Consider the following 24862-nt stretch of genomic DNA (forward strand, 5'->3'; position numbering starts at 1 on the left):
TCCGGTTCAGGTGTGGGCGGGAACGCCGTCGGCGGCGGCTTCGATCGCGGCGATGTCGATCTTTTTCATGGTCATCATCGCCTCGAACCCGCGCTTGGAGCGGCCGGCATCGCTGTCGGTCAGGAGTTCGAGCAGCAGGCGTGGCGAGATCTGCCAGCTGAAGCCCCATTTATCCTTGCACCAGCCGCACATGCTCTCGGCGCCGCCATTGCTGACGATCGCGTTCCACAGTCGGTCCGTCTCTTCCTGGTCCTCGGTGACGATCTGGAACGACACCGCCTCGTTCGGAGTGAAGTGCGGACCGCCGTTGAGCCCGGCATATTTTTGACCGGCGAGCGTGAAATCTACGAGCATCGCATAGCCTTCCTCGCCGCTCGGATTATCCGCTGGCGCGCGGATGATGTTGTCGACATGGCTGTCGGGCAACAGCGAGACATAGAAATTCGCGGCTTCCTCGGCGTTCATGTTGAACCAGAGGACAGGGGTGATCTTCTGCATCGAAACTCTCCTCGATTGTGCGACGATCAGGCGTCGCCTTCCTTCTTGATGCCTTTCAGCAGCGCGACGATCGCCATTGCATGGCCATGGCCGAGCTCGAATTCCTGCTTCAGGGCGGCGACGATCGTGCCGGCCTTCACGTCCGGACGCAGGCTGCCCCCGGCGAGCCAGTCCTTGGCGGTGGCATAGGCGCGGAAATCGGCAGGGCTCTTGCCGGTCTTCGCCTCGATATTGGTGAGATAAGCCTGGAACGACACGGTAGTTCCTCCTCAAGCGGAGACATGCTGACTGTCGTCGGCGAACGCCGCCATCGCGGCATCGACGTCCATGTACATCGGCTCGAAGATATGGCCGTCCGGATCCTCGAAGCTGCGGCCGTACATGAAGCCCATGTCCTGCTTCTCCCGGATGTCTGCCTTGCCGCCCGCAGCCGCCGCCTTCTCGACGATCGCATCGACCTCTGCGCGGCCGTCGCGCGAGATGCAGATCAGCACCTCGGTCGTCGCATGGGCATCGGCGATAGGCTTCGGAGTGAAGCCCTTAAAGAAATCGTGCGACAGGATCATGAACACGATCGTGTCGCTCAGCTGCATCGCCGACGCGTGCTCGTTGCTGAACCGTTCGTCCTTGGTGCAGCCGATCGCCTCGTAGAATGCCGTCGACTTGGCGACGTCTTTGACGGGCAGGTTGACGAAGATCATCTGCGGCATGGTTTCTCTCCTTGATTGCGATCAGTAGGTGAGGGACGGGTACCAGTCTGCGCCGCGTCCCTCGGGCGTGGAATCGAGAATCGTCCAAAGCGGCATCAGATCGGGTGCGCCGCGTGGATCCTGGCCGGGATCGGCGCTCGCTTCGCCCATCTCGCCGCCCCAGAAAAGCCGGATCGTCCCATCCCGCCGGGTGAAGACCATGAATTGCGGGATGTCGCCGCCATCGTCGGCGAGCGCGTGATAATCGCGGCTGAACGCCTGATCCGTGTCCGAATAGAGCGGAATATGCTGCCAGCCGCGCTCCTTCTTGAAGGCGACGAGCTTCTCGATCGGAGACCGCGCAGTAACCGCAAACGCCACACGCTGCTGCAGATCGAGCACTTCTCCGTCCCAGGCCGAAAGCAGCGAGGTGCACATCGGGCAGGGCCGCTCGCGCTGCGGGCCGAACATATAAGTGTAGACGACAAGCGTATCCTTGTCGCCGAACAGCTCGGCGAAAGAGGTCGGGCCGTTCTCGCCGGCGAAGCGATAGTCGCCGTCTACCAGCGGCCCAGGCGGGAGCGCGCGGCGCTGCTCGGCGACGCGCTCAAGGTGGCGGCGGAGTTCGATCTCCTCGGCGAGCAGCGCGGTGCGCGCTTCGCGATATTCTGGGCTCTCATTGGGCCAGCGCGCGATCTCGCGGGCGGCCAGCTCTCCTGCAGGTACCAGTGCCATCGGATTAAACCTCCGGTTGGAGCGACTTGCGAATCGCTTTCTTGATCTTGATGCCCCGTCGAGTTACAAAAAGCAACCATGGAGTCACAAAAAATAACTAACTCTGATTTCGGAAAGTCGCGCCGCTGGTATCAGGATGCCTGCGGGACGGCGCTGGCGATGGATCTGGTGGGCGAGCGCTGGGCGCTGCTCATCATCCGTGAATTGCTGCTTGGGCCGCGTCGTTTCGGCGAGATCCGCGGCGCGCTGGTCGGCCTTAGCGCCAACATCCTCACCCAAAGGCTGGAGGGCTTGGAGAAGGCCGGCATCCTCGAGCGGCGCCAGTTGCCGTCCCCTTCGAATGCCCAGGTCTATGGGCTGACGAAATGGGGGCAGGCGGCGGAGGAGCCGATCTTCGCGCTGAGCCGCTGGGCAGCGGGTTCGCCGGCGCACGATACGACGCTGCCGCTCAGCAACACCGCCTTCATGCTCTCGCTGCGCACGATGATGAACCGGGAGGGCGCGCGGACGATGCCGTCGGTCGACCTGGGCTTCCGCGTCGGTGGCGAGCCTTTTCGCGCTAGGATCGTCGAGGGGATGCTGGAGATCGACCGCGTCGATCCTGATGGCGCCGACCTGGTCCTTATCGGCCAGCCTTCGCCGCTCGCCTCGGTCTTCTATGGCCGGGATTCGCTTGCCGAATCCCAGCGACTGGGCAAGGTCGCGGTCTCGGGAGATATGTCGCTCGGCCAGCGTTTCGTCGATCTGTTCGCGCTTCCGACGTTCGGGGGCTGATCGCGCATCGCGTGTTGCGACGCAGCGGCTCAGCGCCTAGTCGGGTGCCGACTCATTTTGATGCGACCGGATTGATTATGGCCGATATCCCCAACACCCAGCCCGACAGCCGGGAAACCACGATTCTCGACGCGCCCGACCGTACGGTCAAGGTGCGCGAACTGTTCGGGCTCGACACCGACATGGAATGCCCCGCGTTCAGCGAGGCGGACGAGCGCGTGCCCGATCTCGATCCAGCCTATGTGTTCGATGCGGACACCACGCTCGCGATCTTGGCGGGCTTCGCCTATAATCGTCGGGTGATGGTGCAGGGCTATCACGGCACCGGCAAGTCGACGCATATCGAGCAGGTCGCGGCACGGCTCAACTGGCCGTGCATCCGCATTAATCTCGACGCGCACATCAGCCGCATCGACCTGATCGGCCGCGACGCGATCGTGCTCAAGGACGGCCAGCAGGTCACCGAATTCCGCGAAGGCCTGCTCCCCTGGGCGCTACAAACCCCGACCGCGCTCGTCTTCGACGAATATGACGCAGGACGGCCCGACGTCATGTTCGTGATCCAGCGCGTGCTCGAGACCGAAGGCAAGCTGACCTTGCTCGACCAGAACCGCGTGATCAGGCCGAACCCCTGGTTCCGCCTGTTCTCCACCGCCAATACGGTGGGCCTGGGCGACACCAGCGGCCTCTATCACGGCACCCAGCAGATCAACCAGGGCCAGATGGACCGCTGGAACGTGGTGGTGACACTCAACTATCTGCCCGCCGCGGTCGAGGCGCAGATCGTGCTCGCCAAGTCTGGCGAGTATGACAGCCCGAACGGCAAGGAGACGGTCGAGAACATGGTCCGCGTCGCGGACCTGACCCGCCGCGGTTTCATCAACGGCGACATCTCGACCGTAATGAGCCCGCGTACCGTCATCACCTGGGCGCAGAATGCGTTGATCTTCAAGGATGTCGGCTTCGCGTTCCGTCTGTCGTTCCTCAACAAGTGCGACGAGGCCGAGCGAGCGCAGGTGGCTGAATATTACCAGCGGGTGTTCGGTAAGGACCTGCCCGAGAGCGTCGTCACCAAGGCCTGAAGAAAAGAAAGGAGCGGCACCGCAGGTGCCGCCCCGATCGTTTCCAAATCCCGAAAGGTTCAGGCGAAGGTGACGGTGCGCACGCGGCGGCGCATCGCCATGCCGGCCAGGCCGAAGCCGCCGATCATCATGCCCCAGGCTGCAGGCTCGGGAACCGCGGCGCCCGTGCCGAAGGTGAGGTTGTCGAGATTATAGGTCTCGACGCCGTTCGCCTGGGTGCCAGCGGTCAGCAGCAGCGACGAGAAGTTGTTGGTGGTGATGAAGCCCCAGAACTGGCCGCTATAGGTGCGCGGTAGTTCCACGGTGAGCGTGCTGCCGGGCGCCGGCGTGAAGGTGATGCCGACACCGGCGCCGCCCGGGGTCAGATCCCAGAAGCCGCCGAACGCGTTGATCGCGCCGCCGAACGAGAAGGTGGTGGTCTGCGAGGACGGAGCAAGCTGATCGTTGAACAGGCCGCCGCCGATCGAGCCGACGGTCGAGACAAAGGTGAGGCCGGGGACGAGGGTAGTGTCCTCGAAGCCCTCAGTAACCGCGGTGCCGCCCAGTGCGGCCAGAAAGGCAGCCTGGTCGGTATAATAGGTGACCTGGGCCTGAGCCGAGGTTGCGACGAACGCGCTGCTGGCGAGCAGCGCCGTAATGATGAACTTGCGCATCTTTGATCCCCTAATTGCGAAATGGTGCAACGACTTAGATCGGTAGTTTGCGACTTATCAGGCTATTGGCGCGCGAATCACATTTCGCAGTCGCGATATGGTCAATAAATTAACCATTGTTGTCGGACAAGTGTTAGAAATAACCCATGACGTTATAGAAATGACACAGGATAATATTTGACAATATTGCTACAGAATCGCGGATGTTCGGCTACAAAATTATTTCACGGCCGGCAGTGTTCTTGCCGAGATGCAAAACGAGATGGGCGACCCCGAAGAATCGCCCATCTGTTGTTCCGAATTCTCGATTAGGCGTAACGGACGGTCGTCCGCACGCGGCGGCGCATCGCCAGGCCGGCCAGGCCGAAGCCGCCGATCATCATGCCCCAGGCAGCAGGCTCCGGAACCGCGACGACCGAAATGTCGTCGAGGCCGAAGTCGTTGCCCGATGCTTCCGGCGTGCTGTTGTAGATCGACAGATTCATCGACGACGCGGTCGCGACGAAGCTGCCGCTGAACTGCGTCCACACGCCGGTCTGGCTCGTATCGACGGTGGTCGAGGCGATCAGGATCGAGTTGGGCAGCGGCTGCGAGCCGTTGACCGAGACCAGGAACGGCGAGCCGTTGGTGCCGGTGAAATCGGCATTGCAGCAGGTGTTCGTCGCCCAAGCGCTGAACAGATAGGTCTGGCCGACGGCGAGGCCGGTGAGCTGCTGCGAGAACACGTTGAACGCGGCGGCATTGCCGTTGGCGACGCCGTTGGCGATCAGGAAATTGCCCGAACCACCATGGCCGAGCACGCTGGCCCAGAGGTTGTGATAGTCGGCCGAGTTGGTCCCGACCGTGTAGGTCGACTCGGCATAGAGCGCATTCGGCCCCGGAGCGCCGACATAGGAATATTCGCTGGTGAAGCCGGTGTTGCCGGCTTCGAAATCGCCATTGGTGACGGACTCCTGGGCCAGCGCCGGAAGCGGCGCGAGAAGTGCCGCGGCGAGCGCGAGATGCTTGATCATTATGGATAATTCCCCTCAAGGGCGCGGATGCGCCGGACGTGTTCACGACCCTTGTTATTTCCTTGAATTTACCGAAAATTAGTCATTCCCGGCACGACTTGCGACGAAAGTGCAGACGATGCGACCAAGTTGAATAAGTGCGCATTTTCAACAGGATGCAGGTAAGATTTTGTGTCTCGTATGTTTCCCGTGCCATCCGTGTTCCGAAATGATCCACTTTGAACATGACGGGGGTTGCAAGCTTAAATCCCGAGTCGCGCAGGGCCAATAGGGCGATATCCTTGACATCCGCGAGCCGCTGCCCATGCAGGAATCATGGTGCAGGACACTCCCATCGAACGCTTGCGCAATGTGTTGGGCGGCGCCGCCCGCGCGCTTTCGGGTGACGCGGAAGCGGAACTGAGCTTCACCTCGGATGCGCCGGTCCAGTCCGGGCGGCAGATCCGGGTGCCGATGCCGTCGCGCACGATGCCCGCCGATCAGGTGGCCGAGGCGCGCGGCTTTGCCGACAGCTTCGCGCTCCGCATGCGACACCACGACAATGCTCTGCATTTGCGCGGCGCGCCCAAGGAGGCGGTGGCGCGCGCGGTATTCGACGCGGTCGAGACGGCGCGGGTCGAGGCGCTTGGATCGCGCGGCTATGCCGGCATCGCCGACAATCTCGACCATGCGCTCGGGTTGAAGCTGCGATCGGACCCGATCGCGCGGGCGCGCAACCGCGACGAGGTGCCGCTTTCGACCGCGTTGGGGCTGATGGTGCGCGAGCGGCTGACCGGCCGCGAATCGCCCGCCGCCGCCGCGATGGGCCTGGCGCTGGTCCGCGACTGGATCGAGGAGCGCGCCGGCGCCGATCTCGATGCGCTGTCGATGGCGATTGACGACCAGAAGGCCTTTGCCACGCTCACCACGCGACTGCTCCAGGATCTGGAGTTGGTCGAGGGCGAGTTGCTGCCCGACGAGAGCGACGAGAACGGCGGCGACGACGAAGGCACCGAGGACCAGGACGAGTCCGGCGAGGACGAGGGCGACAGCGAGTCGCAGCAGGGGGAAGGTCAGACCGAGGCGCGCGGCGAGCAGCGCGAGTCCGACCAGGGCGAGGACGGCGAGCAGCAGGCGTCCGACTCGATGGACGATGGCGACGGCGAGCCCGGCGACGAAGGCGAGGACGGCATGATGCCCGTCCGCCCGAACCGCCCGTGGAGCGACCTGCCGCCGCAGTTCGAGTACAGGCCGTTCACCACCCAGTTCGATGAGGTCGTCGCGGCGACCGATTTGTGCGACGCCGAGGAGCTCGACCGACTGCGCTCCTATCTCGACCAGCAGCTTGTCCATCTGCAGGGCGTGGTGACCAAGCTCGCCAACCGGCTGCAGCGGCGGCTGATGGCGCAGCAGAACCGCAGCTGGGACTTCGACCAGGAGGAAGGCATCCTCGACGCCGCACGGCTGGCGCGGGTGGTGGTCAATCCGATGCTGTCCTTGAGCTACAAGGTCGAGCGCGACACCGATTTCCGCGATACCGTGGTGACGTTGCTGATCGACAATTCGGGATCGATGCGCGGGCGGCCGATCTCGATCGCGGCGATCAGCGCCGACATATTGGCGCGCACGCTGGAGCGTGTCGGCGTCAAGACCGAGATATTGGGTTTCACCACGCGCGCCTGGAAGGGCGGGCAGTCGCGCGAGAAATGGTTGACGGACGGGCGCCCCGCGCAGCCGGGCCGGCTCAACGACGTCCGTCACATCGTTTACAAACAGGCCGACGAGCCATGGCGCCGCGCCAAGAAGTCGCTCGGGCTGATGATGCGCGAGGGGCTACTCAAGGAGAATATCGACGGCGAGGCGCTGCTCTGGGCGCATCAGCGGCTGATCGCACGACCCGAGGACCGCAAAATCCTGATGGTGATCTCCGACGGCGCGCCGGTTGACGATTCGACGCTTTCGGTGAACTCGGGCTCCTATCTGGAGCGGCATCTGCGCCAGGTGATCGGCTGGATCGAGACGCGCTCGCCGGTCGAGCTCGTCGCGATCGGCATCGGCCATGACGTGACGCGCTATTATGCGCGTGCCGTCACCATCATGGACGCCGATCAGCTTGCCGGCACGATGGTCGAGCAGCTCGCCGCGCTGTTCGACACCGAATGATCGCGCCGCCGCCCGGCGGCTTCCGGCCCGTCCTCAAGCGATCGGTGACGATCGCGGGGCACCAGACCTCGATCGGCCTCGAACCGATCTTCTGGGAGGCGCTGGAGGCGGCGGCGGCCGAACGCGCGCTGCCGCTCAACGCGCTGATCGCGGCGATCGACCATGCGCGGATCAGTGCGGAAAATCCGCCCAACCTCGCCAGTGCGATCCGAATCTGGCTGATGGCGGAGCGCAGCCGGGGCTGACCAGCGGCGCAAAGGTAATGAAGGTAACGGACCTGTCGGCGAAAATGTCGCTTTCGGCGATGCAAGCGACGTCCACATTGAGAAAGAGGCCGGACGGCGTCGCAGGCCAAATCCTACATTGCAAGCGCCACACCAAGAGGCGCGCGACCCCCCGCGCTTGACCGATTTTTTGCAAACCGTTCGCATTAGCGTTGACTCTGCGAACGCCTCGCAATAGCTGGACGCGAAACGACACCATAAGGGGATTATCGTGAAGCGTTCTTCCACCGCCGCCCAGCCCGGGCGCGCGCCTGCTTTCCTTGCGCTGGCTTGCGTGGGCTTCATCGCCTCGGCGCCGATCGCGCATGCCGCAGGGCCCGATACTGCTCCAGCCGATGCCTCGGACGACGACAAGGCTGCCCAGGACCGCACCGCGCAGGACCGCAACGAGCAGATCATCGTCACCGGCGAACGCGGGGAGGAACTCCAGGGCCCCAAGGCAACCGCCAGGGTTGTCAACACGCCGCGTTCGGTGGTGGTGCTTCCGGCCCAGGTGATCGAGCAGACCGGCTCGGCCTCGCTCGCCGATGCGCTGCGCACGGTGCCGGGCATCACCTTCGGCGCGGCCGAAGGCGGCAACCCGATCGGCGACCGTCCGTTCATCCGCGGCTTCGACAGCCAGGGCAGCACTTTCGTCGACGGCGTCCGCGACGTCGCCGCACAGACCCGCGAGGTGTTCGCCACCGAGCAGGTCCAGATCGTCCGCGGCTCGGATTCGACGCTGGGCGGGCGCGGCAGCGCCGGCGGCTCGATCAACATCATCTCCAAGCTCCCGCAGGAGACGGACTTCATCCGGGCGACCGGCAGCTATGGCACTGACGATTACAAGCGCGTCACGCTCGACGTGAATCGCAAGCTGACCGACACGATCGGTTTCCGCGTCGCGGCGATGTGGCACGATCAGGACTTTGCCGAGCGCGACGCGATCTGGGCGCGCCGCTGGGGCGTGGCGCCGTCGCTGACCTTAGGGCTCGGCACCGACACGCGGCTGACGCTCTCTTATTATTATCTCGAAAGCCATGAGCTGCCCGACAGCGGCATCCCGTTCCTCTACACGATCGGCAACGCGCCCGGCACCGGCGAGATCTGGACCACGCCGGCGCTGGGCGACATCACCACGGCCGGCGGCACCAAGGGGCATGTGAGCCGCGACACCTTCTACGGCCTGAAAAGTCGCGACTTCCGCGACGCCACGACCAACCAGGTCACGATGCGGGTCGAGCATGATTTCGGCACGGTCACGCTGCGCAACACCTCGCGCTTCACGCGCAACGACCAGAGCTATATCTTCCTGCTGCCCGACGACAGCCAGGGCAACGTCTATGGCACCGCCGCGACCAACCCGACGACCGGCCCAGCCGGCACGCGCGGCGACGTGCTGACCGGCGGCTATGTCTGGCGCCGCGGCAACACGCGTTACGGCTATACCGACGCGCTGACCAACCAGACCGACCTGTATGGCACGTTCGACACCGGATCGGTGAAGCATAGCTTCGCAGTGGGTGCGGAATTCAGCTTCGAGAAGGCGCGCCGCGGCGCGTTCGTATCGGCGAGCGGATCGACTGTCAGCCCGCGCTGCAACGCCGCGACGATCGCACGCTATTACTGCACGAGCCTGTTCAATCCGAACCCGAACGATCCCTGGGTCAATTATTCCAGCGACACCTCGACGGTGCAGACGCCGATCGTGAAGGGTCTGCCGAGCAGCGAGACGCAGAACGAGGCGGAGACCATGTCGGTCTATGGCTTCGACTCGATCACGCTGATGCCGTCGCTGATCCTGAACCTCGGGCTGCGCTACGATCACTTCAAGTCGAAGGTGACGCCACCGATCGTGGCGCCCGCAACGACGAGCTTCAGCCTCGAGCGCACCGACGACCTGATCAACTGGCAGGCGGGCCTGGTGTTCAAGCCGACCGCGAACACCAGCCTCTATGCCAGCTATGCGACCGCGGCGACGCCGCCGAACAGCCTGCTCGGCGAAGGCCAGGAACCGAACAGCCTCGGCACCACCAACACCGCGGCAGCGCTGGCGCTGCTCGACAGCCTCAAGGTCGAGAAGACCAAGTCGTACGAAGTCGGCGCCAAGGCCAACCTGTTCGACGAACAGCTCGCGCTGAGCGTGGCCGCGTTCCAGACCGATACCGACAATGCCCGCACCACCGGCCCGGACGGCAATATCGAATTCATCGGCAGCCGTCGCATCCGCGGCATCGAGGCGACGTTCAACGGCAACATCACCAAATGGCTGACGGTGTTCGGCGGCTACACGCACCTCGATCCCAAGATCGTCGATGGCGGCTTCACGGCGCTAACCGCGCCCGCAGTGGTAGTCGGCGGCGCGACCATCCAGCCGGCCAAGACGGTGCTCGTCCAGTCGGTCACCACCGGGCGCCAGGCGACCCAGACCGCCAAGGACAGCTTCACGCTCTGGGCCGACGTCAAGCCGATCGAGCGGCTGAGCTTCGGCGGCGGCGCCTTCTATTCGGGGCGCCAGTTCGGCGGCTATGCCGACAATCGCAGTGCGACGCAGAACGCGGCGGGCGTGGCGACGGTCAATCCGGCGACCAAGGTGCTTTCGCGCACCATTCCGGGCTATTGGCGCTTCGATGCCCGGATGAGCTACAAGGTCACAGACAATATCGACCTGAGCGTCAACGTGAACAATTTGACCAACGAGACCTATTTCACCCAGGTCTATAGCTCCCATTATGCCTCGATCGCGCCGGGCCGCTCGGCCTTCGCGACTGTCGGAGTGAAGTTCTGAACCAGTCGATCGACTCGCTTTCGGCCGACGAAATCGCCGCCCGCCTGTCCGGTTCGCCGGACGCGCGGGCGGCGCTGATTCGCGACGGCGCCGAGGCCGGCGTGGCGGAAGCGCAGGCGGTGTACGGCCAGATGCTGCTCGATGCGGGCGATGCGCGGACCGGTTTCGGCTGGTTCAACAAGGCGGCGGCGCAGGGCCATCTGATGGCGCTCAACATGGTCGGGCGCTGCTACGATCTCGGCTGGGGCATCGCCATCGACAAGGCGCGTGCGGCCGAATGTTTCCGCATCGCCGCAGAGCGCGGGCTCGAATGGGGCATGTACAATTACGCGACCGCGCTGGCGCTGGGCGATGGATTGACCGAGGACAAGGCGGCGGCGCTCGCCTGGTTCGAGAAGGCGGCGGCGATGGGCAATGCCAAGGCCACCAACTATATCGGCAGCTTCCACGAGGATGGCTGGGTGGTGCCGAAGGACATGGCCAGGGCGGCGATATGCTATGCGAGAGCCGCCGAGGGCGGCGATTTTCGCGGCGCCTTCAACCATGCCCGGATGCTGGCGGAGGCTGGACGGCTGGACGAGGCGCGCGAATGGCTCGCGCGCTGCGCGGAGACGGCGACGCCGGCCTTTGTCGGCAAGGCACGGGCGTTCCTCGCGGCCTCGCCCTGGCCCGACCTGCGCGATGCGATGAAGGTGGCCTGATGTTGATCGCAATCCCCGACCTGCTTTCCGCCGACCAGGTCGCGCGGCTGCGCGGGATCATCGATGCCGCCGAATGGGTGGACGGCAATGTTACCTCGGGTGCGCAATCGGCGCTGGCCAAGAATAATGAGCAATTGCCCGAGGGCGGCGCGGCGCATGTCCAGGCCGGGGCGATGATCCTCGATGCACTGGCGCAGTCGCCCTTGTTCGTCGCTGCGGCGCTGCCGCTCAAGGTGTTTCCGCCCCTGTTCAACCGCTATGCCGGCGGGCAGGCCTTCGGCGCGCATGTCGACAATGCGGTGCGCATCCAGCGGGGCAGCGATTTCCGCATCCGGTCCGACCTGTCGATGACGGTCTTCCTCGAGGATCCAGACGCCTATGACGGCGGCGAGCTGCGGATCGAGGGGCAGTTCGGCGAGCAATCGGTCAAGCTGCCGGCGGGGCATGCGATGCTCTACCCTTCCTCCAGCCTACACCTTGTGACGCCGGTGACGCGCGGGCGGCGGGTGGCGAGCTTCTTCTGGATCCAGTCGATGGTCCGCGACGATGGCGCGCGGCGGATATTGTTCGATCTCGACCAGGCGACGCAGCGGCTGGCGGGCGAGCTGGGGCAGGGGCATGCGCAGGTGGTGGAGTTGACCGGCGTCTACCACAATCTGCTCCGGAAATGGGCTGACGCCTGAGAGCTTTCTCGTCACCCCGACCGAAGTGCCGGGGTCCATTGGGCGCTTGGGCGAGTTGTTGGAGCCTCTAGCGGCTCGTGCGCGGATGAGTGGACCCCGGCACTTCGGCCGGGGTGACGGAAGAGGTTAGGCCAGCATCGTCTGCAAAGCGGATGAGAGGCGCTCCGTGAAGTGTGTCCCTTCGCGTACGACCATGTGCGCCGCCAGCCCTTCCCGCTCCGCCAGTTCCATGCTTTCCGAACCCAGCACTGTCAGCGCGGTAGCCCAGGCATCGGCGTACATCGCCTGCGCGTGGAGGACGGTGACCGAGGCGACTCCGTTCGCCAGCGGGCGACCCGTGCGCGGGTCGAGGGTGTGGGCAAAGGTCTTGCCCTGATGCGTGAAGGCGCGGCGATAGTCGCCTGAGGTGGCGACCGCGAGACCGTGGAGCGCGACGCGGATCGGGGCGAGGCCCGCGCCGGGGATCGCTTCCAGATCGACCCACCAGGGCTGGCCGTCGGGTTTGATGCCTTCGCCGCGCAGCTCGCCACCAATCTCGACCAGGAAATCGGTCAGCCCTACGCCGAGCAGGCGTTCGGCCATGGCATCGACGGCAAAGCCCTTGGCGATTCCGGAGAAATCGAGCTGGGCGGCGGCGAGACGCCGTGCGCGCCGCATCGACGGATCAAACTCGATATGCTGGCGGCCGGAAACCGCAAGCGCCTCGGCGATCGCATAGGCGCCCGGAACGTCCTGGCGCGCGCCGGCAGGGCCGAAACCCCAGATATCGGCGAGCAGCCCTATCGCGGGATCGAATGCGCCGCCGCTGGCCTCGGCGATGTCGAGCGCGGCCGACAGCACCTGCACGAATTGCGGCGGCAACGGTTGCCAGCGTCCGACGATGCTGCGGTTGAAGCGGTCGATATCGGAGTCCGGCTCCCAGTGGCTCATCTCGTCGACGATGCGGGCGAGCACGCTGTTGATATCACGGCGCAGCCGCCTGGGCGCATCGACGATATGCGCCGACCAGCTCGTTCCCATCGTCTCGCCGCGGAGCTTAGCGATGGGCGCGCCTTCGCGCCGGCGGTAAAAGGCCGCCGGCGCGAGAGTGGCCGGAATGGCGATCCGCGGCTCGGCACTCAGGGCGCGAGAACCTCAAGCGTGGTGACGTAGCTCACGCGGCGCTGTTGCGGGCCGGCGGGCATGGCGCGGGGCGCGCCTTCGCCGCCCTGCGCACCCATCTGACGCTGGCCGCCCTGGCCTTCGCCCTCGGGACGCGGCGCGGTCGGCGTGACGTTCAGCCAGTACATGCCGGGGGTGGGCCAGGTGATCGCGACCTTGCCCTGGGCATCGGTCTTGAGATCCATCTGATTGAGCGTGTCGCGGTAGCGGTTACCGCCCGGCACGACCGTGACGAACATGCCCGCCGCCGGCTTGCCGTCGAGCAGAAACTGGAAGGTTGCCGCCTCGCCCGCGACCAGGTCGTTCGGATGGGTGACGGGGACCAGCTCGATGCCCTTGCCGCTGGTTTTGAACACCGTGCTGGTCGGTGCGCCCTGGGTCACGAAGATCTCGTTGCGGGTCATGTTCTCCGAGGTGACGACATCGGTCGCGCCCGCGGGGATGGCTGCGGCGAGCGTCGCCTTGGTGGTGCCGCGCGGGATCATCCTGGTCTCGCCGCTCAGCTTGTAGCTGCCGAACACGCCCTCGTTGATCACGGCGATGCGATAGGTGCCCTGCTGGGTCAGGTGCACGTCGAAGGTCGCGCGGAACTTGCCGACATTATGGTTCTCGACCTGGCCCTGGCTGCCATCGGGCTGGGTCACCACCGGCACGATGCGCAGCGGCTGGTGATCGAAGAAGAACAGGTCGTTCGACACCGCGGCATCGACGGTCACCCAATTGTCGGTGCCCGAGACGGTGGTCGAGGAGGGCAGCATCCACATGCGGTGGGCGAGCGCGGCGGGAGCGGCGATCGCCGCGACGGCGGCGATGGCGATCAGCGGCTTGCGTAGGTTCATCACTCGATCTCCCGGATCAGCGCTTGAGATTGAAGGAAACAGCGCCGAGTTCGCTGGCGCCCTTCGCCGAGCCGGAGGCGACGCTGCCGTTCCAGGCGAAGGGCAGGCGCACGACCTCGCGGCCGCCGACTTCGCGGGCGGCCTCGACTACCAGGGTGTAATTGCCCGGGGTCAGCGCGGGCATGCCGCCGCGGCCGGCGACGAGGCGCAGCTTCTGCGGGCCCGGCGCGCGGGTAGCGCCGCTGATCCCGTCGGCCGGGAAGCTCATCGTCCGGCCCGAGGCGCGCCACCATTGGCGCACGTCGCGCAGCCATTTGGTACCTTCGCCCTTGGCCTTGTTGACGGCGTACCAAACCGCGATCGTGCGGGGGGCGACGCCCTCTTTCTCGAGCCACACCGCGACATAGGGGCGATGATATTCAGCGACGCTCAGCTTGGGGATGTCGACCGACAGGTCGAGCGTCTGTGCAACCGCAGTGGCGGGGAACAGGCTGCCGGCGCCGATCGCGGCGGCGGTCAATCCAGTCAGGCGAAACTGCATGTCGACCTCATTCTCAATGGATCAGGAAAATTGCGATGAGCGCCGGGATGACGAGGCCCATCGCGACGATCGGCCAGGTGCTCTTGCGGTGTTTCGAATGCATCCAGAGCAGCACGAGCCCGGTCAGCGAGAAGATGATGCAGGCGAGCACGAAGACGTCGAGGAACCACTTCCACACGGCGCCGGCGTTGCGGCCCTTGTGGAGGTCGTTGAGGTACGCGATCCAGCCGCGCGAGCTGGTCTCGCTGGTGACGGCGCCGGTCTCGCGGTCGATCGAGATCCAACCGTCACCGCCCGGTCGGGGCTTGGCCAGGTAGATCTCGTCGGCGGACCATTCGGCGACGCCATCGGCCGTCATCGGCAGCTTGGATTCGATGAACTTCGCGACCGGGTCGGGGAAAGGTCTCTTGCTGTCGGGCTTGTCGTCGGGCTTCACCTGCGCGAGCAGCGGGGCCGGGAGCTGGGTGGCGCGCTCGACTGATTTCGGCGCGGCCTCGATATCGGCGGCATGATTGAGCGTGAAACCAGTGATCGCGAACAGCAGCAGTCCGATCAGGCTGATCGCTGAGCTCATCCAGTGCCAGGTATGCAGCTGCTTCAGCCAGAAGCTCTTCCGGCTGCGCTTTCGGGTAGCCGGAGGGACGGTGCCGTGCATGGGGATGGGACTGTCTCGGACGATTCGGGTTGGCCGGCGATAACGCGAACGATTCGCAATTGCAAACGCTTGGGTGGAGCAATCTATCTTGTCATCCCGGCGAAGGCCGGGATCCAGAGCACAAGCGACACGGCGGGGTGACCCTGGATCCCGGCCTTCGCCGGGATGACGAGGAAGGCGTGTTCGTCCGCTTATTCGCGCCCGAGCAGCACCCGCGCCTGGCCGGCGATCTGGGCCAGCATCGCTGCGTTGGGGACGGCGGCCTGGCGCGCGCGTTTCACCAGATTGGCGAATTGGGCGACGCGGTCGCTGTTCTGCGCCAGCCAGGCATCGACCGCGGCCTGCGGATCCTTGTCCGATACGCGACCGAGGAATTCGAGGCGGAGCTGCTGGAAGTCGCGCGCGAGGCCCGCGATCAGCAGCCGTTCCCACACATCGCCGGTGGTGATGCGCGCGGCGGTGGACTGGGCCCAGTCAAGGCCGAGCGCCTGGCCGAGCGAGGTGAAGGCGCGGGTCAGCACCGTCTCGTCCACGCCGCGGCGCTGGCAGAGATCGGCAAGGCCGACGGCACCGTCGAGTTCGAACAGGCGGATGACCTTGGCGACCAGCTCCTTCGGCGCGCCGGCGGCTTCGAGCTTGCCCGAGATGCGGCCGCTCTGTGCCTTCACTTCGTCGAGCAGCAGCGCCTTGGCCTGGCGATCGAGATTGTCGATGCCGGGCTTGAGGCGCGCAATGACTTCGGCGGGGCTGGCGCCGGGGCGGCAGACGCGCAGAAGATCTGCGACCTGGCCGCGCGCGGCGACCGCGACTTCGTCGAGCAGTGCCAAGCGGGCGTCCTCGCCGATCTCGGCGGTTTCCACAGCGTGCCAGATCTGCGGCAGGCAGAAGAGCCGCTCGGCGACGACGAACATCGCTGCGATGTCGGTCATCGAGGCGCCTTCTTCTTCGGCAAGCTCGAAGGGGTGGAGCACGCCGAGGCGGTTGATCACGCGGTTGGCGAGCTTGGTGGCGACGATCTCGTTGCGCAGGCGATGCTCGTCAATCGCCTTGCCGAAGCGCTTCTGCATCGCCGCCGGGAAGGCTGCGCGGAGATCGGTTTCCAGCTCCGGATCATGGCCGAGATGGCCCTGCTCGATCGCGTCCTGGAGCGCGAGCTTGCACGAGGCAAGCAGCACCGCGAGCTCGGGCCGGGTAAGCCCGCGACCTTCCTGCGCGCGGCGGAGCATGTCCTGGTTCGAGGCGAGGCCCTCGACCGCGCGGTCGAGACGGCCGGCGCTTTCTAGGATCTCGATGACGCGGACGTAGCTGGGCAGCGCCACCGCGCCATCGGCCTCCATGAAGGAGAGCGCGAGCGTCTGGAGGCGGTTGTCCTCCAGCACCAGATGCGCGACGTCGTCGGTCATCTCGGCGAGGAAGCTGTTGCGGTCCTCGAAGGCGAGGCGGCCTTCGATCATCTCGCGGTTGAGCGCGATCTTGATGTTGACCTCGTTGTCCGAGCAATCGACGCCGGCCGAATTGTCGATGAAGTCGGTGTTGATGCGGCCGCCATGCGACGCGAAGGCGATACGCCCGGCCTGGGTGACGCCCAGGTTCGCGCCTTCGCCGATCGCCTGGGCGCGGACTTCCTCGGCATTGACGCGCAACCGGTCATTGGCGGGATCGCCGACCTCGACATGATTCTCGGACCCGGCCTTCACATAGGTGCCGATGCCGCCGAACCAGAGCAGGCCGACCTGGGCCCTGAGGATCGCCGAGATCAGGCTGGTCGGGTCGATCTCGGTGACCGCGAGGCCGAGCACGGCCTGGATCTCGGGACTCAAGGGGATGCTCTTTTCCGTGCGCCGGAAGACGCCGCCGCCCTTCGAGATCAGCTCTGGATTATAATCCGCCCAGCTCGAGCGGGGCAGCGCGAACATGCGGTTGCGCTCTTCCCAGCTCTTCGCCGGATCCGGATTGGGATCGAGGAAGATGTGGCGGTGATCGAACGCGGCGACCAGCTTGATCGCCTTGCTCAGCAGCATGCCGTTGCCGAAGACGTCGCCCGACATGTCGCCGCAGCCGGCGACGGTGACGGGCTCGGACTGGATGTCGACGCCCATTTCGAGGAAGTGGCGGCGGACCGAGACCCAGGCGCCGCGTGCGGTGATCGCCATCGCCTTGTGGTCATAGCCGTGCGAGCCGCCCGAAGCGAAGGCGTCGCCCAGCCAGAAGTTGCGGTCGATCGCGATGGCGTTGGCGACGTCGGAGAAGGTCGCGGTGCCCTTGTCAGCGGCGACGACGAAATAGGGGTCGTCGCCGTCGAGCACGGTGACGCTCTCGGGATGGACGACCGTGCCCGCGACGATGTTGTCGGTGACCGATAGCAAGGCGCGGATGAAGATGCGGTAGCTCTCGGTGCCCTCGGCGAACCAGGCGTCGCGATCGGTGGCGGGGGAGGGGAGCTGCTTCGGATAGAAGCCGCCCTTCGCGCCGGTCGGCACGATCACGGCATTCTTAACGCGCTGTGCTTTCATCAGGCCGAGGATCTCGGTGCGGAAATCGTCGCGGCGATCGGACCAGCGCAGGCCACCCCGCGCGACCGGGCCGGCGCGCAGATGGATACCCTCGACGCGCGGGGAATAGATCCAGATCTCGCGCCAGGGCAGCGGCTGGGGCAGACCGGGGACGAGCTTGGAATCGAGTTTGAACGCCAGCGCTTCCTTCGCGGCGGGCGCATAGGCGTTGGTGCGCAAAGTCGCGGTGACCACGCCGCGCAGCGTGCGCAGGATGCGGTCGTCATCGATCGCCGAGACCGCGTCCAGGCCGGTATCGATCGCCTTGGTCGCGGCTTCGACTGCCTCGGCATTGCCCACGCGCGAGGGATCGTGCGCGGCGGCGAAGCGCTCGATCAGCGCAGCGGCAACGGCAGGGGCGCGGCGCAGCGCGTCGACCACGGTGCTCATGCCATATGTCAGGCCGGTCTGGCGCAGATAGCGGAACCAGGCGCGGAACAGCACGACCGATTCCGGGCGCATGCCGCCCTCGACGATCAGCCGGTTGAACGTGTCGTTCTCGGCGGTGCCTTCGAGGACCGCGGCGATCGCATCCTCGATGACCGCGACGTCGCCCGAAAGCTGAGGCGTGGAGACTTCGAAATCATGGACGAAAATGCCGCCGGCGAGTTCGGCCGGGACTTCCTCGATCACGCGAAAGCCGAAATTCTCGAACACGGGCACGGCATCGGACAGCGTGAGCGCGCCGCCCTGGGCATAGAGCTTGATGCGATATTCGCCCGGCTTGCGCTTCACCGAGGTGATGCGGACCGAGCGGTCGCCGGGCTTCTCCAGCGTGGCGATCCGGACGATGTCGCGCGCGGCTTCTTCGGGCGTGCTGGTGGCGCGATAGGCGACGGGAAAGGCCTGGGCGAAGCGCAGCGCGAGGCGCGTCGAGGCGGCGCCGGTCTGCTCGACCAAAGCGGCCTCGACCGCGGGCACCCAGCCGCGCACCATCCGCTCGAGCTTTTGGTCGAGCGCATCGGCATCGGGCATCGTGCCGCCCTCGCGAAGATCAAGTGTGTAGCGAAACAGCGCTACGACGCCGTCCTCGAGCGCGATCGACCAGTTGATGATGCGGGCATTGGAGGCGTCGGCGAGCATTTCGCCAATCGCCTCGCGGCGGCCGGTCGAGACTTCGTCGCGTGGCAGCCAGACGAAAGCGAACAGATGCCGACCGAGCAGGCTCTTCACCAGCACCAGCTTCGAGCGCGGGCGATCGGCGACCGACATCGAAGTGAGGACAAGATTCTCGAGCGAATCGGAATCGAACGCGGTCGTCAGGTCGTGTGGCAGCGCAGTGAGCGCGTGCGTCATCGCCTTGCCGGTATGGCCCTTGGGATCGAACCCGAACTTTTGCTCGAGCCCATTGAGGCGTGCGCGGAGCACCGGCACTTCCTCGGGCGCGGCGAACAGGGCGGCGCTGGTCCACAGGCCCGCGTGGATCGAGAGGCCGATCACGTCGGCGCCGGTCAGGATCGGCAGGACGACGATATCGAGCGGCACTCGGCGGTGCACGGTCGAGATCGAATTGGACTTGAGCAGCAGCGGCGCCTCGCCGCCCTTGCGGAAATATTCGACCGCCGCCTTGCGCGACGCTTCGGCGAGGATCGGCGTCTCCAGCGTGTAGCGGCACAGGCCGAGTTGCTCGCTGGTGGTGCCGTCGGTCCGCCAATTCTCATGCGCGAGCAAGGTCATCGCGCCGTCGTGGAACCAGCGGAGCAGCTTGGCGCCTTCGCGGGAATTTACCGCGGCGGCATCGGCGGCCATCGCGGTCTGCAGCGCGCGCCAGTCGTCGACGGCGTCGCGGACCTGCTCCAAAGTGCGCTCGAGTTCGGCGATCAGCGCGCGGCGGCCCTTCGCGTCGGCGCGTTCCAGTTCGATATAGACCATCGATTCGCGTCGGCCTTCGCCAATCGAGACGAGCTTGCCGTCCGAATCGCGCTCGACGGGGATGACGGGGTGGATGACGCGCAGGACCGAGATGTCGTGCGCGGCGATGGCGCTGGAGATCGAATCGACCAGGAAGGGCATGTCGTCGTTGACGACCGCCAGTCGCATCCGGCGGCGCTCTTCATCGAGATAGGTCTCAAGGGTGATGCGCGGCGTGCCGGGCGGGCGGACCGCGGCGGTCTCGGCGACAAAGCTCGCCGCCTCCGCACGCTCGGCCTCGCCGAAATCTTCCAACTCTCCCGGCAGCGCTCCCTCGAGCAACCGCGCCTCGAACGCCTGCGTCAGCGACGTCATCATGTTCTTCATGGAAACGCCGCCTACGCCTGTGAGGTTGCGACCTCAAGACTCGAGGCGGCATAAAAGTAACAGATGAGACTATCGGACTCGCTTGCGCTCCGCTGGTGCCGCTTGACCTAAGAGGCAGCCTGCCGGATCGCGCGTTCGGTAAGCGGGCTGTCCTCCAGCCGCGCGACGATATCGAGCCCGGTCGCGCCGGCGCGGGCGAGCAGGACCACGAAGTCGCCTTCGTTCGCTTCGGCCTCGATCGAGACATGCGCGAGCGGTGCGCGGGTACGGAGTTCCCTGGTGGCCTCGGCGAACATGTCGGGCTTGGGCGCGGGGCGGCGGAGCTCGCGCTCGGCCTTGACCACGCCCTTGATGCCGCCCTCGGAGATCTCGAGGAACGCGTCGAGCCCGCCCTGCGGCACGTGGCGGCGCTTGGCATAGCTCAGCACCGCGGCGAATTCGGTGATCCGCGTCTTGTCGTACTGCACGCCGAAGACGAGCTTGACCGCCGGCGTCATCGGGGCACGCGCCTGGATGGTCAGGCCGGCATCGGCGAGGAGCACCGCATAGGCCTCTTCGTCCTGCTCGGCGGCCAGCGCGAAATCATAGGCGCGGTCGAGCGCGCGATAGAGCGCGGCGCGGCTGCGCGTATCGGCGGCGAGCGCGGCATTGGCCGATTCGCGCGCCAGTGTCAGGCGATCGGCGAGATTGGTGTCGTCACCCGCTTCGGCGACGATCGGCTCGGACGGCGAATCGAAGCCGGCGCTCGGTCCATCGGCCCAGACCGCCGCGGCGACCGGATTGTGCGGCACCGAGCGGCGCGATTCCTCGATCTCGGCGTTCAGCCGGGCCTGGGTCTCGGCGTCGACCAATTCCTTCCAGTTGATCACGCCGTAGATGAAGTCGATGCCTTCCTCGTCCGACGAGAAGGGCATCAGGATGCCGCGATACAGCGTGTTGTGCCCGCGCTGGCCGACGAACTCGGCCTCGAAGCCGATCGGCGCGCGATTCGCGATGATCTGGAGATAATGGTCGGTGAGGCGCGACAGCAGCGAGCGAGTCGGCACCTGGCCGACATGGGTGATCGACTGATCGACGCCGCATTCCTCGCGGAGCGCGCGGCCGAGATAGCGGATCGCGGGATCCTCGATCCCCTTGGAGAAATCGAGCAGCACGCTGTGCGGGCCGAAATCGGCGATATTGCCCGGATCGAGATCCTCGATCGACGGATAGGCGCGTCCTCGCAGCAGCGACACCCAGTGATTATAGGCGCGCACATGCATGCGGCGCTCATCGGTGCCGATATCCAGCGGGCGATCCGAGACCGCATTGTCCTGCTCATCATTGTCGACGAGCGAATCAAGCGGGTCGTTGATGCCGCGAGCCATGTCCATGCGCGTGCTCCACTACGGGCCATTGCCCGATACCAAGTGGAACGCTTTTGCACCCCACATGGTAAACGACGCGTAAAAGCCGAGTTCAGGATCGGCCCTGCGCTGTGGAAGGCGCAAACGGCGAAAGGCTTTCGCAACGCTTGTCAGCTAAGGATCATGCTGGTAAGCGCGCCGCTCTTCCGGGCGTTCCACGCGCTTCGGACGGGCCGCCTTAGCTCAGCTGGTAGAGCATCGCATTCGTAATGCGGGGGTCACAGGTTCGAGTCCTGTAGGCGGCACCAGTACATACCGAGAACAGGTCTAGAAAACCGCAGAAATCTGCGGTAAATTGACTCTTGTCGGTCCCACGAAATCTCACTTTGTTCCACTGTGGCCCACCAAAAATGGGCCAAAAAACGGGGGGCCACGAACGTCTAAGGAGGCGTGGCCCATCATGCTTACAACGGTGCAGATTCGAGCGCTGAAACCCGCGGCGCGCCCGTACAAGGTTCCCGATTCGGTCGGGCTGTTTTTGCTGGTACAACCGAGCGGTTCGCTCCTCTGGCGGTTCCGCTACAAGGTCTTCGGATCCGACCGGAAGATGGCAATCGGTACTTTCCCCGATGTGTCGCTGCAGGAGGCGCGCAAGAAGCGTGACGAGCTGCGCGCCCGGTAGTCGATGGCATCGATCCCGTTCAGGAGAAGCGGTAGAAGCGGATCGAGGCAGAGCTCGCGGCCAAGACCACCTTCAAGCTGGTCGCCGAGGAATTCATCGAGAAGATGGAGCGGGAAGGGAAGTCGCCCGCCACAATCAAAAAGGCCCGGTGGTTTCTCGAACTTCTCGGCGGCCTCGCAAAGCATTCGATCGCTGCCATTACGCCATACGAGTTGCTCGACGCGCTCAAGCGTGTCGAGCGGCGAGGTTACTACGAAACGGCGCTGAGACTAAGGGCATTCGCCGGCCGCGTGTTCCGCTATGGCTTTGCGACCCTGCGAACAGACCGCAATCCGGCCGACATCCTTCGCGGGGCGCTCATCGTCCCGAAGGTCAAGCACCTCGCCGCAATCGTCGAACCGGCAAAGGTAGGCGACTTGCTTCGCAACCTGGAGACCTACGAGGGACGACCGGAGACCGTCCTGGCGCTTCGATTGGCGCCGCATGTGTTCCTGCGACCCGGCGAGTTGCGGCAGGCGAAATGGACCGAGATTGATTTCGCCGACAAAGTCTGGCGGGTCCCGCCCGAGCGCATGAAGATGAAGCAGCCGCACGCGGTGCCGCTGTCGCGACAGTCAATCTTCCTGCTCAATGAATTGCGGGCGCTCGGCAACCGCAGCGAATTCCTGTTTCCCTCGCTGCACACCAGCAAGCGGCCAATTTGCGAGAACACGTTGAATGTCGCACTCCGACGTCTGGGTTATGAGCGCGACGAAATGACGAGTCACGGCTTCCGGGCTATGGCCAGCACACTCCTCAATGAATCGGGGCTGTGGCATCCGGATGCAATCGAGCGCGCACTTGCCCATGGCGAGAAGAACAAGGTCCGCGCTGCATATCATCGCGGCGCACACTGGGCCGAGCGTGTGCGGATGGCGCAGTGGTGGTCTGACTATCTCGATCAGCTTCGCGTTGGCGGCAAAGTGATCAGGGGGAAATTTCGCAAGAGGGCCTAGGATGACTGCAATTGGCCGCTTTCGGCCTCGCAGGTTTTCGGATTGGAAGCGGGATAGCTGCCTTTCGCAAGATCGCTTGTTGGACGATCGCCGTCATTCATTGGATCAGGCGGCCGATGGAACCGCGAGGGCGCGCAGCCCAGGATGCCCGATAACGTCCATCTCGTCTCCTCCGGCCGGTGGGGCTCTGCGACTCTCCCTTTTCGGATTTCGCCAAGCTGCGCGTTAATGTTGTGCGGAGGGAGGTTTTTTGACCGAGGCGGACCATGAAGAGTTGACTGCAATCGACCGGCGCTTGCGCCGGGCATTGATCGCATTCTTCGCGCGGCGCGTTCAAACCCTCTCCGAGGCCGAGGATCTCACTCAGGACGTTTTCGTGCGCATCGCGCGTAGCGGCAAGACCGATGCGCCGATGGCGGATGCCTATGTCTTCCGGATTGCAGCAAATCTTTTGCGCGACAAGGGGCGACGAGAAAGGGTCCGCGCCGGCTACCGCGAAGCACGGGCACTCGAAGATTTTCTGGGAATTGACCCGCTCGATCCGCATCGTGTTGTCGAGAGCCGGGAGAATCTCAAGCTCGTCGCTCGCACGCTCGCCGAGTTACCCGAGAAAACCCGAAGGATCTTCACGCTGTATCGCATCGAGAACATCGACAAGCGCGCCATTGCGGAAAGCTTCGGCTTGTCGGTCCGCATGGTCGAGATCCATGTGCAGCGCGCGCTGGTGATACTTGCCAGCCGTGTGGAGAAGGACCGGTGAGCGCCGAAACCGATCCGCAAACCGCCCGCGAACAAGCGGCGGCATGGTTGATGCGGCTCCATGAAGGGCCGGTCGGCTTGGAGGAAGAGCTTGAGCTCGAGCTGTGGCTGGAGGCGCATCCCGCCAATCGTGAGGCGATGACGAGAGTTGCGCGGGCATGGCGCATGGCGGGCGAGGCCGCGGATCTTCCGGGGCTGATTGCAGCGCGCGCGGATGCGCTGAAAGCGATGGGCGACGCCGGCCGCCGCGCTTCGCAGGGGCGCCAGTTGGGGTTGCCCTACGCGTTGGCGGCACTGGCCGCCTGCCTGTTGCTGATCGTCACCGCCACATTCTATTTCTACTCCGGCGGCGAGACCTATCGGACCGGGGTCGGCGAGCGGCGCGTGATCGTGCTGGACGACGGATCGCAACTCTCGCTCGACGCGGCCAGCGCGGTCGAGGTGCGTTATGACGGCGAGCGCCGCGCGCTCCGCCTGCTCGCTGGGCGCGCGCGGTTCGAAGTCGCCAAGGATCCGCGGCGCCCCTTCACCGTTACCGCCGGCGGCCGGGTGGTGGTCGCGACGGGCACTGCGTTCAGCGTCGAGCTGCTCCATGCCGAGATGCGCGTAGTGCTCTACGAAGGTTCGGTCTCGGTGCTCGAGGATAGCCCCGCGGATCAGGCACCGCGTCACGTCCTGCTACCTGGAAAGAGTCGGATACCGGCGGACCGGATGCTGACGCCGAGCACCGCGCTGATCGTTCCGGCCGGCTCATCCGTTGCGGCGCGGCTCGAAACCGTCGACGTGGCGCGCAGCGCGTCCTGGGAACAGGGCCAGCTCGTCTTTTCGGACGAGCCGCTCGGCGTGGCTGTCGAACGGGTCAATCGCTATTCCGACGCCAGGCTCTTGATCGAAGACCCTGCCACGGCCGCGCTACCGGTAAGCGGCACGTTCAACGCAGGCGATACCGAGGGCTTCGTCGACGGAGTCGCCACACTCTACGGCCTGCGCAAGCTGCGCCACAACAACAGCATCGTCCTCGAACCTGCTGCGCGATAGGCATTTCGCGATATCGCCGCTCGTGCGTCTTTCTT

At 65.2% G+C, this 24862-nt stretch carries 23 protein-coding genes and 1 tRNA gene; 12 read left to right on the plus strand and 12 right to left on the minus strand.

All coding sequences use genetic code 11. The annotated features are described in order from the left end of the window. Positions 1-6: 6 nt before the first annotated feature. From IAG41_RS21720 to IAG41_RS21735, 4 genes are read right to left on the minus strand one after another with little or no spacing between them, the layout of a single operon-like run. The gene (locus IAG41_RS21720; protein WP_187730792.1) at positions 7-498 is read right to left on the minus strand and encodes a VOC family protein; all 492 of its coding nucleotides are present in this window, start codon (positions 496-498) and stop codon (positions 7-9) included. A gap of 26 nt (positions 499-524) precedes the next feature. Further along, positions 525-755 carry a DUF4287 domain-containing protein gene (locus IAG41_RS21725; RefSeq protein ID WP_187730793.1) on the minus strand — a complete coding sequence of 77 codons (231 nt, stop codon included), beginning with the start codon at positions 753-755 and terminating at the stop codon, positions 525-527. Between the two features lie 12 nt (positions 756-767). Next, positions 768-1208: a VOC family protein gene (locus tag IAG41_RS21730; protein WP_187730794.1), complete on the minus strand. Its 441-nt coding sequence runs from the start codon at positions 1206-1208 to the stop codon at positions 768-770. Between the two features lie 21 nt (positions 1209-1229). Next, positions 1230-1922 carry a DUF899 family protein gene (locus IAG41_RS21735; protein WP_187730795.1) on the minus strand — a complete coding sequence of 231 codons (693 nt, stop codon included), beginning with the start codon at positions 1920-1922 and terminating at the stop codon, positions 1230-1232. A gap of 159 nt (positions 1923-2081) precedes the next feature. Between IAG41_RS21735 and IAG41_RS21740 the strand changes: the two genes are divergently transcribed. Together IAG41_RS21740 and cobS are read left to right on the plus strand one after the other, a co-directional pair. Continuing rightward, positions 2082-2696 (plus strand): winged helix-turn-helix transcriptional regulator, encoded by a 615-nt coding sequence (locus IAG41_RS21740; RefSeq protein WP_262408823.1) that lies wholly within the window; start codon positions 2082-2084, stop codon positions 2694-2696. A gap of 77 nt (positions 2697-2773) precedes the next feature. Beyond that, positions 2774-3778, plus strand: coding sequence for a cobaltochelatase subunit CobS (cobS, locus tag IAG41_RS21745; protein WP_187730797.1), 1005 nt, complete (start codon positions 2774-2776; stop codon positions 3776-3778). Between the two features lie 59 nt (positions 3779-3837). Here the strand turns inward: cobS and IAG41_RS21750 are convergent, their stop codons facing one another. Beyond that, a complete protein-coding gene (locus tag IAG41_RS21750) occupies positions 3838-4431 on the minus strand; it encodes a PEPxxWA-CTERM sorting domain-containing protein (protein ID WP_187730798.1) in 594 nt (197 codons plus the stop codon). Between the two features lie 308 nt (positions 4432-4739). After that, entirely contained in the window at positions 4740-5444 is a 705-nt protein-coding gene (locus tag IAG41_RS23385) for a PEPxxWA-CTERM sorting domain-containing protein (RefSeq protein ID WP_262408824.1), read from the minus strand. 315 nt (positions 5445-5759) lie between these two features. On the opposite strand from IAG41_RS23385, the gene cobT reads away from it, so the two are divergent. From cobT to IAG41_RS21780, 5 genes are all read left to right on the plus strand, one after another. Continuing rightward, a complete protein-coding gene (gene cobT / locus IAG41_RS21760) occupies positions 5760-7586 on the plus strand; it encodes a cobaltochelatase subunit CobT (protein WP_187730799.1) in 1827 nt (608 codons plus the stop codon). After that, positions 7583-7831, plus strand: coding sequence for a ribbon-helix-helix domain-containing protein (locus tag IAG41_RS21765; protein WP_187730800.1), 249 nt, complete (start codon positions 7583-7585; stop codon positions 7829-7831). The genes cobT and IAG41_RS21765 overlap by 4 nt, the downstream gene beginning before the upstream one ends. A gap of 250 nt (positions 7832-8081) precedes the next feature. Continuing rightward, positions 8082-10637: a TonB-dependent receptor gene (locus tag IAG41_RS21770; RefSeq protein WP_187730801.1), complete on the plus strand. Its 2556-nt coding sequence runs from the start codon at positions 8082-8084 to the stop codon at positions 10635-10637. 101 nt (positions 10638-10738) lie between these two features. After that, positions 10739-11338 (plus strand): tetratricopeptide repeat protein, encoded by a 600-nt coding sequence (locus IAG41_RS21775; protein ID WP_316251204.1) that lies wholly within the window; start codon positions 10739-10741, stop codon positions 11336-11338. Further along, positions 11338-12021 (plus strand): Fe2+-dependent dioxygenase, encoded by a 684-nt coding sequence (locus IAG41_RS21780; protein ID WP_187730802.1) that lies wholly within the window; start codon positions 11338-11340, stop codon positions 12019-12021. Before IAG41_RS21775 ends, IAG41_RS21780 begins: the two co-directional genes overlap by 1 nt. 126 nt (positions 12022-12147) lie before the next feature. Here the strand turns inward: IAG41_RS21780 and IAG41_RS21785 are convergent, their stop codons facing one another. The 6 genes from IAG41_RS21785 to IAG41_RS21810 all read right to left on the minus strand — a co-directional run bounded on the left by IAG41_RS21785 (position 12148) and on the right by IAG41_RS21810 (position 21380). After that, positions 12148-13041, minus strand: coding sequence for an FAD:protein FMN transferase (locus tag IAG41_RS21785; RefSeq protein ID WP_187730803.1), 894 nt, complete (start codon positions 13039-13041; stop codon positions 12148-12150). Between the two features lie 98 nt (positions 13042-13139). Beyond that, positions 13140-14021, minus strand: coding sequence for a DUF4198 domain-containing protein (locus IAG41_RS21790; RefSeq protein ID WP_187730804.1), 882 nt, complete (start codon positions 14019-14021; stop codon positions 13140-13142). A 16-nt stretch (positions 14022-14037) separates the two neighbouring features. Next, positions 14038-14562 (minus strand): DUF2271 domain-containing protein, encoded by a 525-nt coding sequence (locus IAG41_RS21795; protein ID WP_187730805.1) that lies wholly within the window; start codon positions 14560-14562, stop codon positions 14038-14040. Positions 14563-14575: 13 nt separating this feature from the next. After that, entirely contained in the window at positions 14576-15217 is a 642-nt protein-coding gene (locus tag IAG41_RS21800) for a PepSY-associated TM helix domain-containing protein (protein ID WP_187730806.1), read from the minus strand. Between the two features lie 191 nt (positions 15218-15408). Beyond that, positions 15409-20007 carry an NAD-glutamate dehydrogenase gene (locus tag IAG41_RS21805; protein WP_187730807.1) on the minus strand — a complete coding sequence of 1533 codons (4599 nt, stop codon included), beginning with the start codon at positions 20005-20007 and terminating at the stop codon, positions 15409-15411. A gap of 107 nt (positions 20008-20114) precedes the next feature. Continuing rightward, positions 20115-21380, minus strand: coding sequence for a hypothetical protein (locus IAG41_RS21810; RefSeq protein WP_187730808.1), 1266 nt, complete (start codon positions 21378-21380; stop codon positions 20115-20117). A 205-nt stretch (positions 21381-21585) separates the two neighbouring features. Between IAG41_RS21810 and IAG41_RS21815 the strand changes: the two genes are divergently transcribed. The 5 genes from IAG41_RS21815 to IAG41_RS21830 all read left to right on the plus strand — a co-directional run bounded on the left by IAG41_RS21815 (position 21586) and on the right by IAG41_RS21830 (position 24827). After that, positions 21586-21661, plus strand: a tRNA-Thr gene (locus tag IAG41_RS21815). Between the two features lie 152 nt (positions 21662-21813). Continuing rightward, a complete protein-coding gene (locus tag IAG41_RS23520; RefSeq protein ID WP_316251205.1) occupies positions 21814-22035 on the plus strand; it encodes an Arm DNA-binding domain-containing protein in 222 nt (73 codons plus the stop codon). A 104-nt stretch (positions 22036-22139) separates the two neighbouring features. Beyond that, the gene (locus IAG41_RS21820; protein WP_316251206.1) at positions 22140-23030 is read left to right on the plus strand and encodes a site-specific integrase; all 891 of its coding nucleotides are present in this window, start codon (positions 22140-22142) and stop codon (positions 23028-23030) included. Positions 23031-23280: 250 nt separating this feature from the next. Further along, positions 23281-23790, plus strand: coding sequence for an RNA polymerase sigma factor (locus IAG41_RS21825; RefSeq protein ID WP_187730809.1), 510 nt, complete (start codon positions 23281-23283; stop codon positions 23788-23790). Then, positions 23787-24827, plus strand: coding sequence for a FecR family protein (locus IAG41_RS21830; protein WP_187730810.1), 1041 nt, complete (start codon positions 23787-23789; stop codon positions 24825-24827). The genes IAG41_RS21825 and IAG41_RS21830 overlap by 4 nt, the downstream gene beginning before the upstream one ends. The last annotated feature ends 35 nt before the right edge of the window (positions 24828-24862 follow it).

The sequence above is a fragment of the Sphingomonas sp. JC676 genome, assembly GCF_014489075.1.
Taxonomy (GTDB): Bacteria; Pseudomonadota; Alphaproteobacteria; order Sphingomonadales; family Sphingomonadaceae; genus Sphingomonas.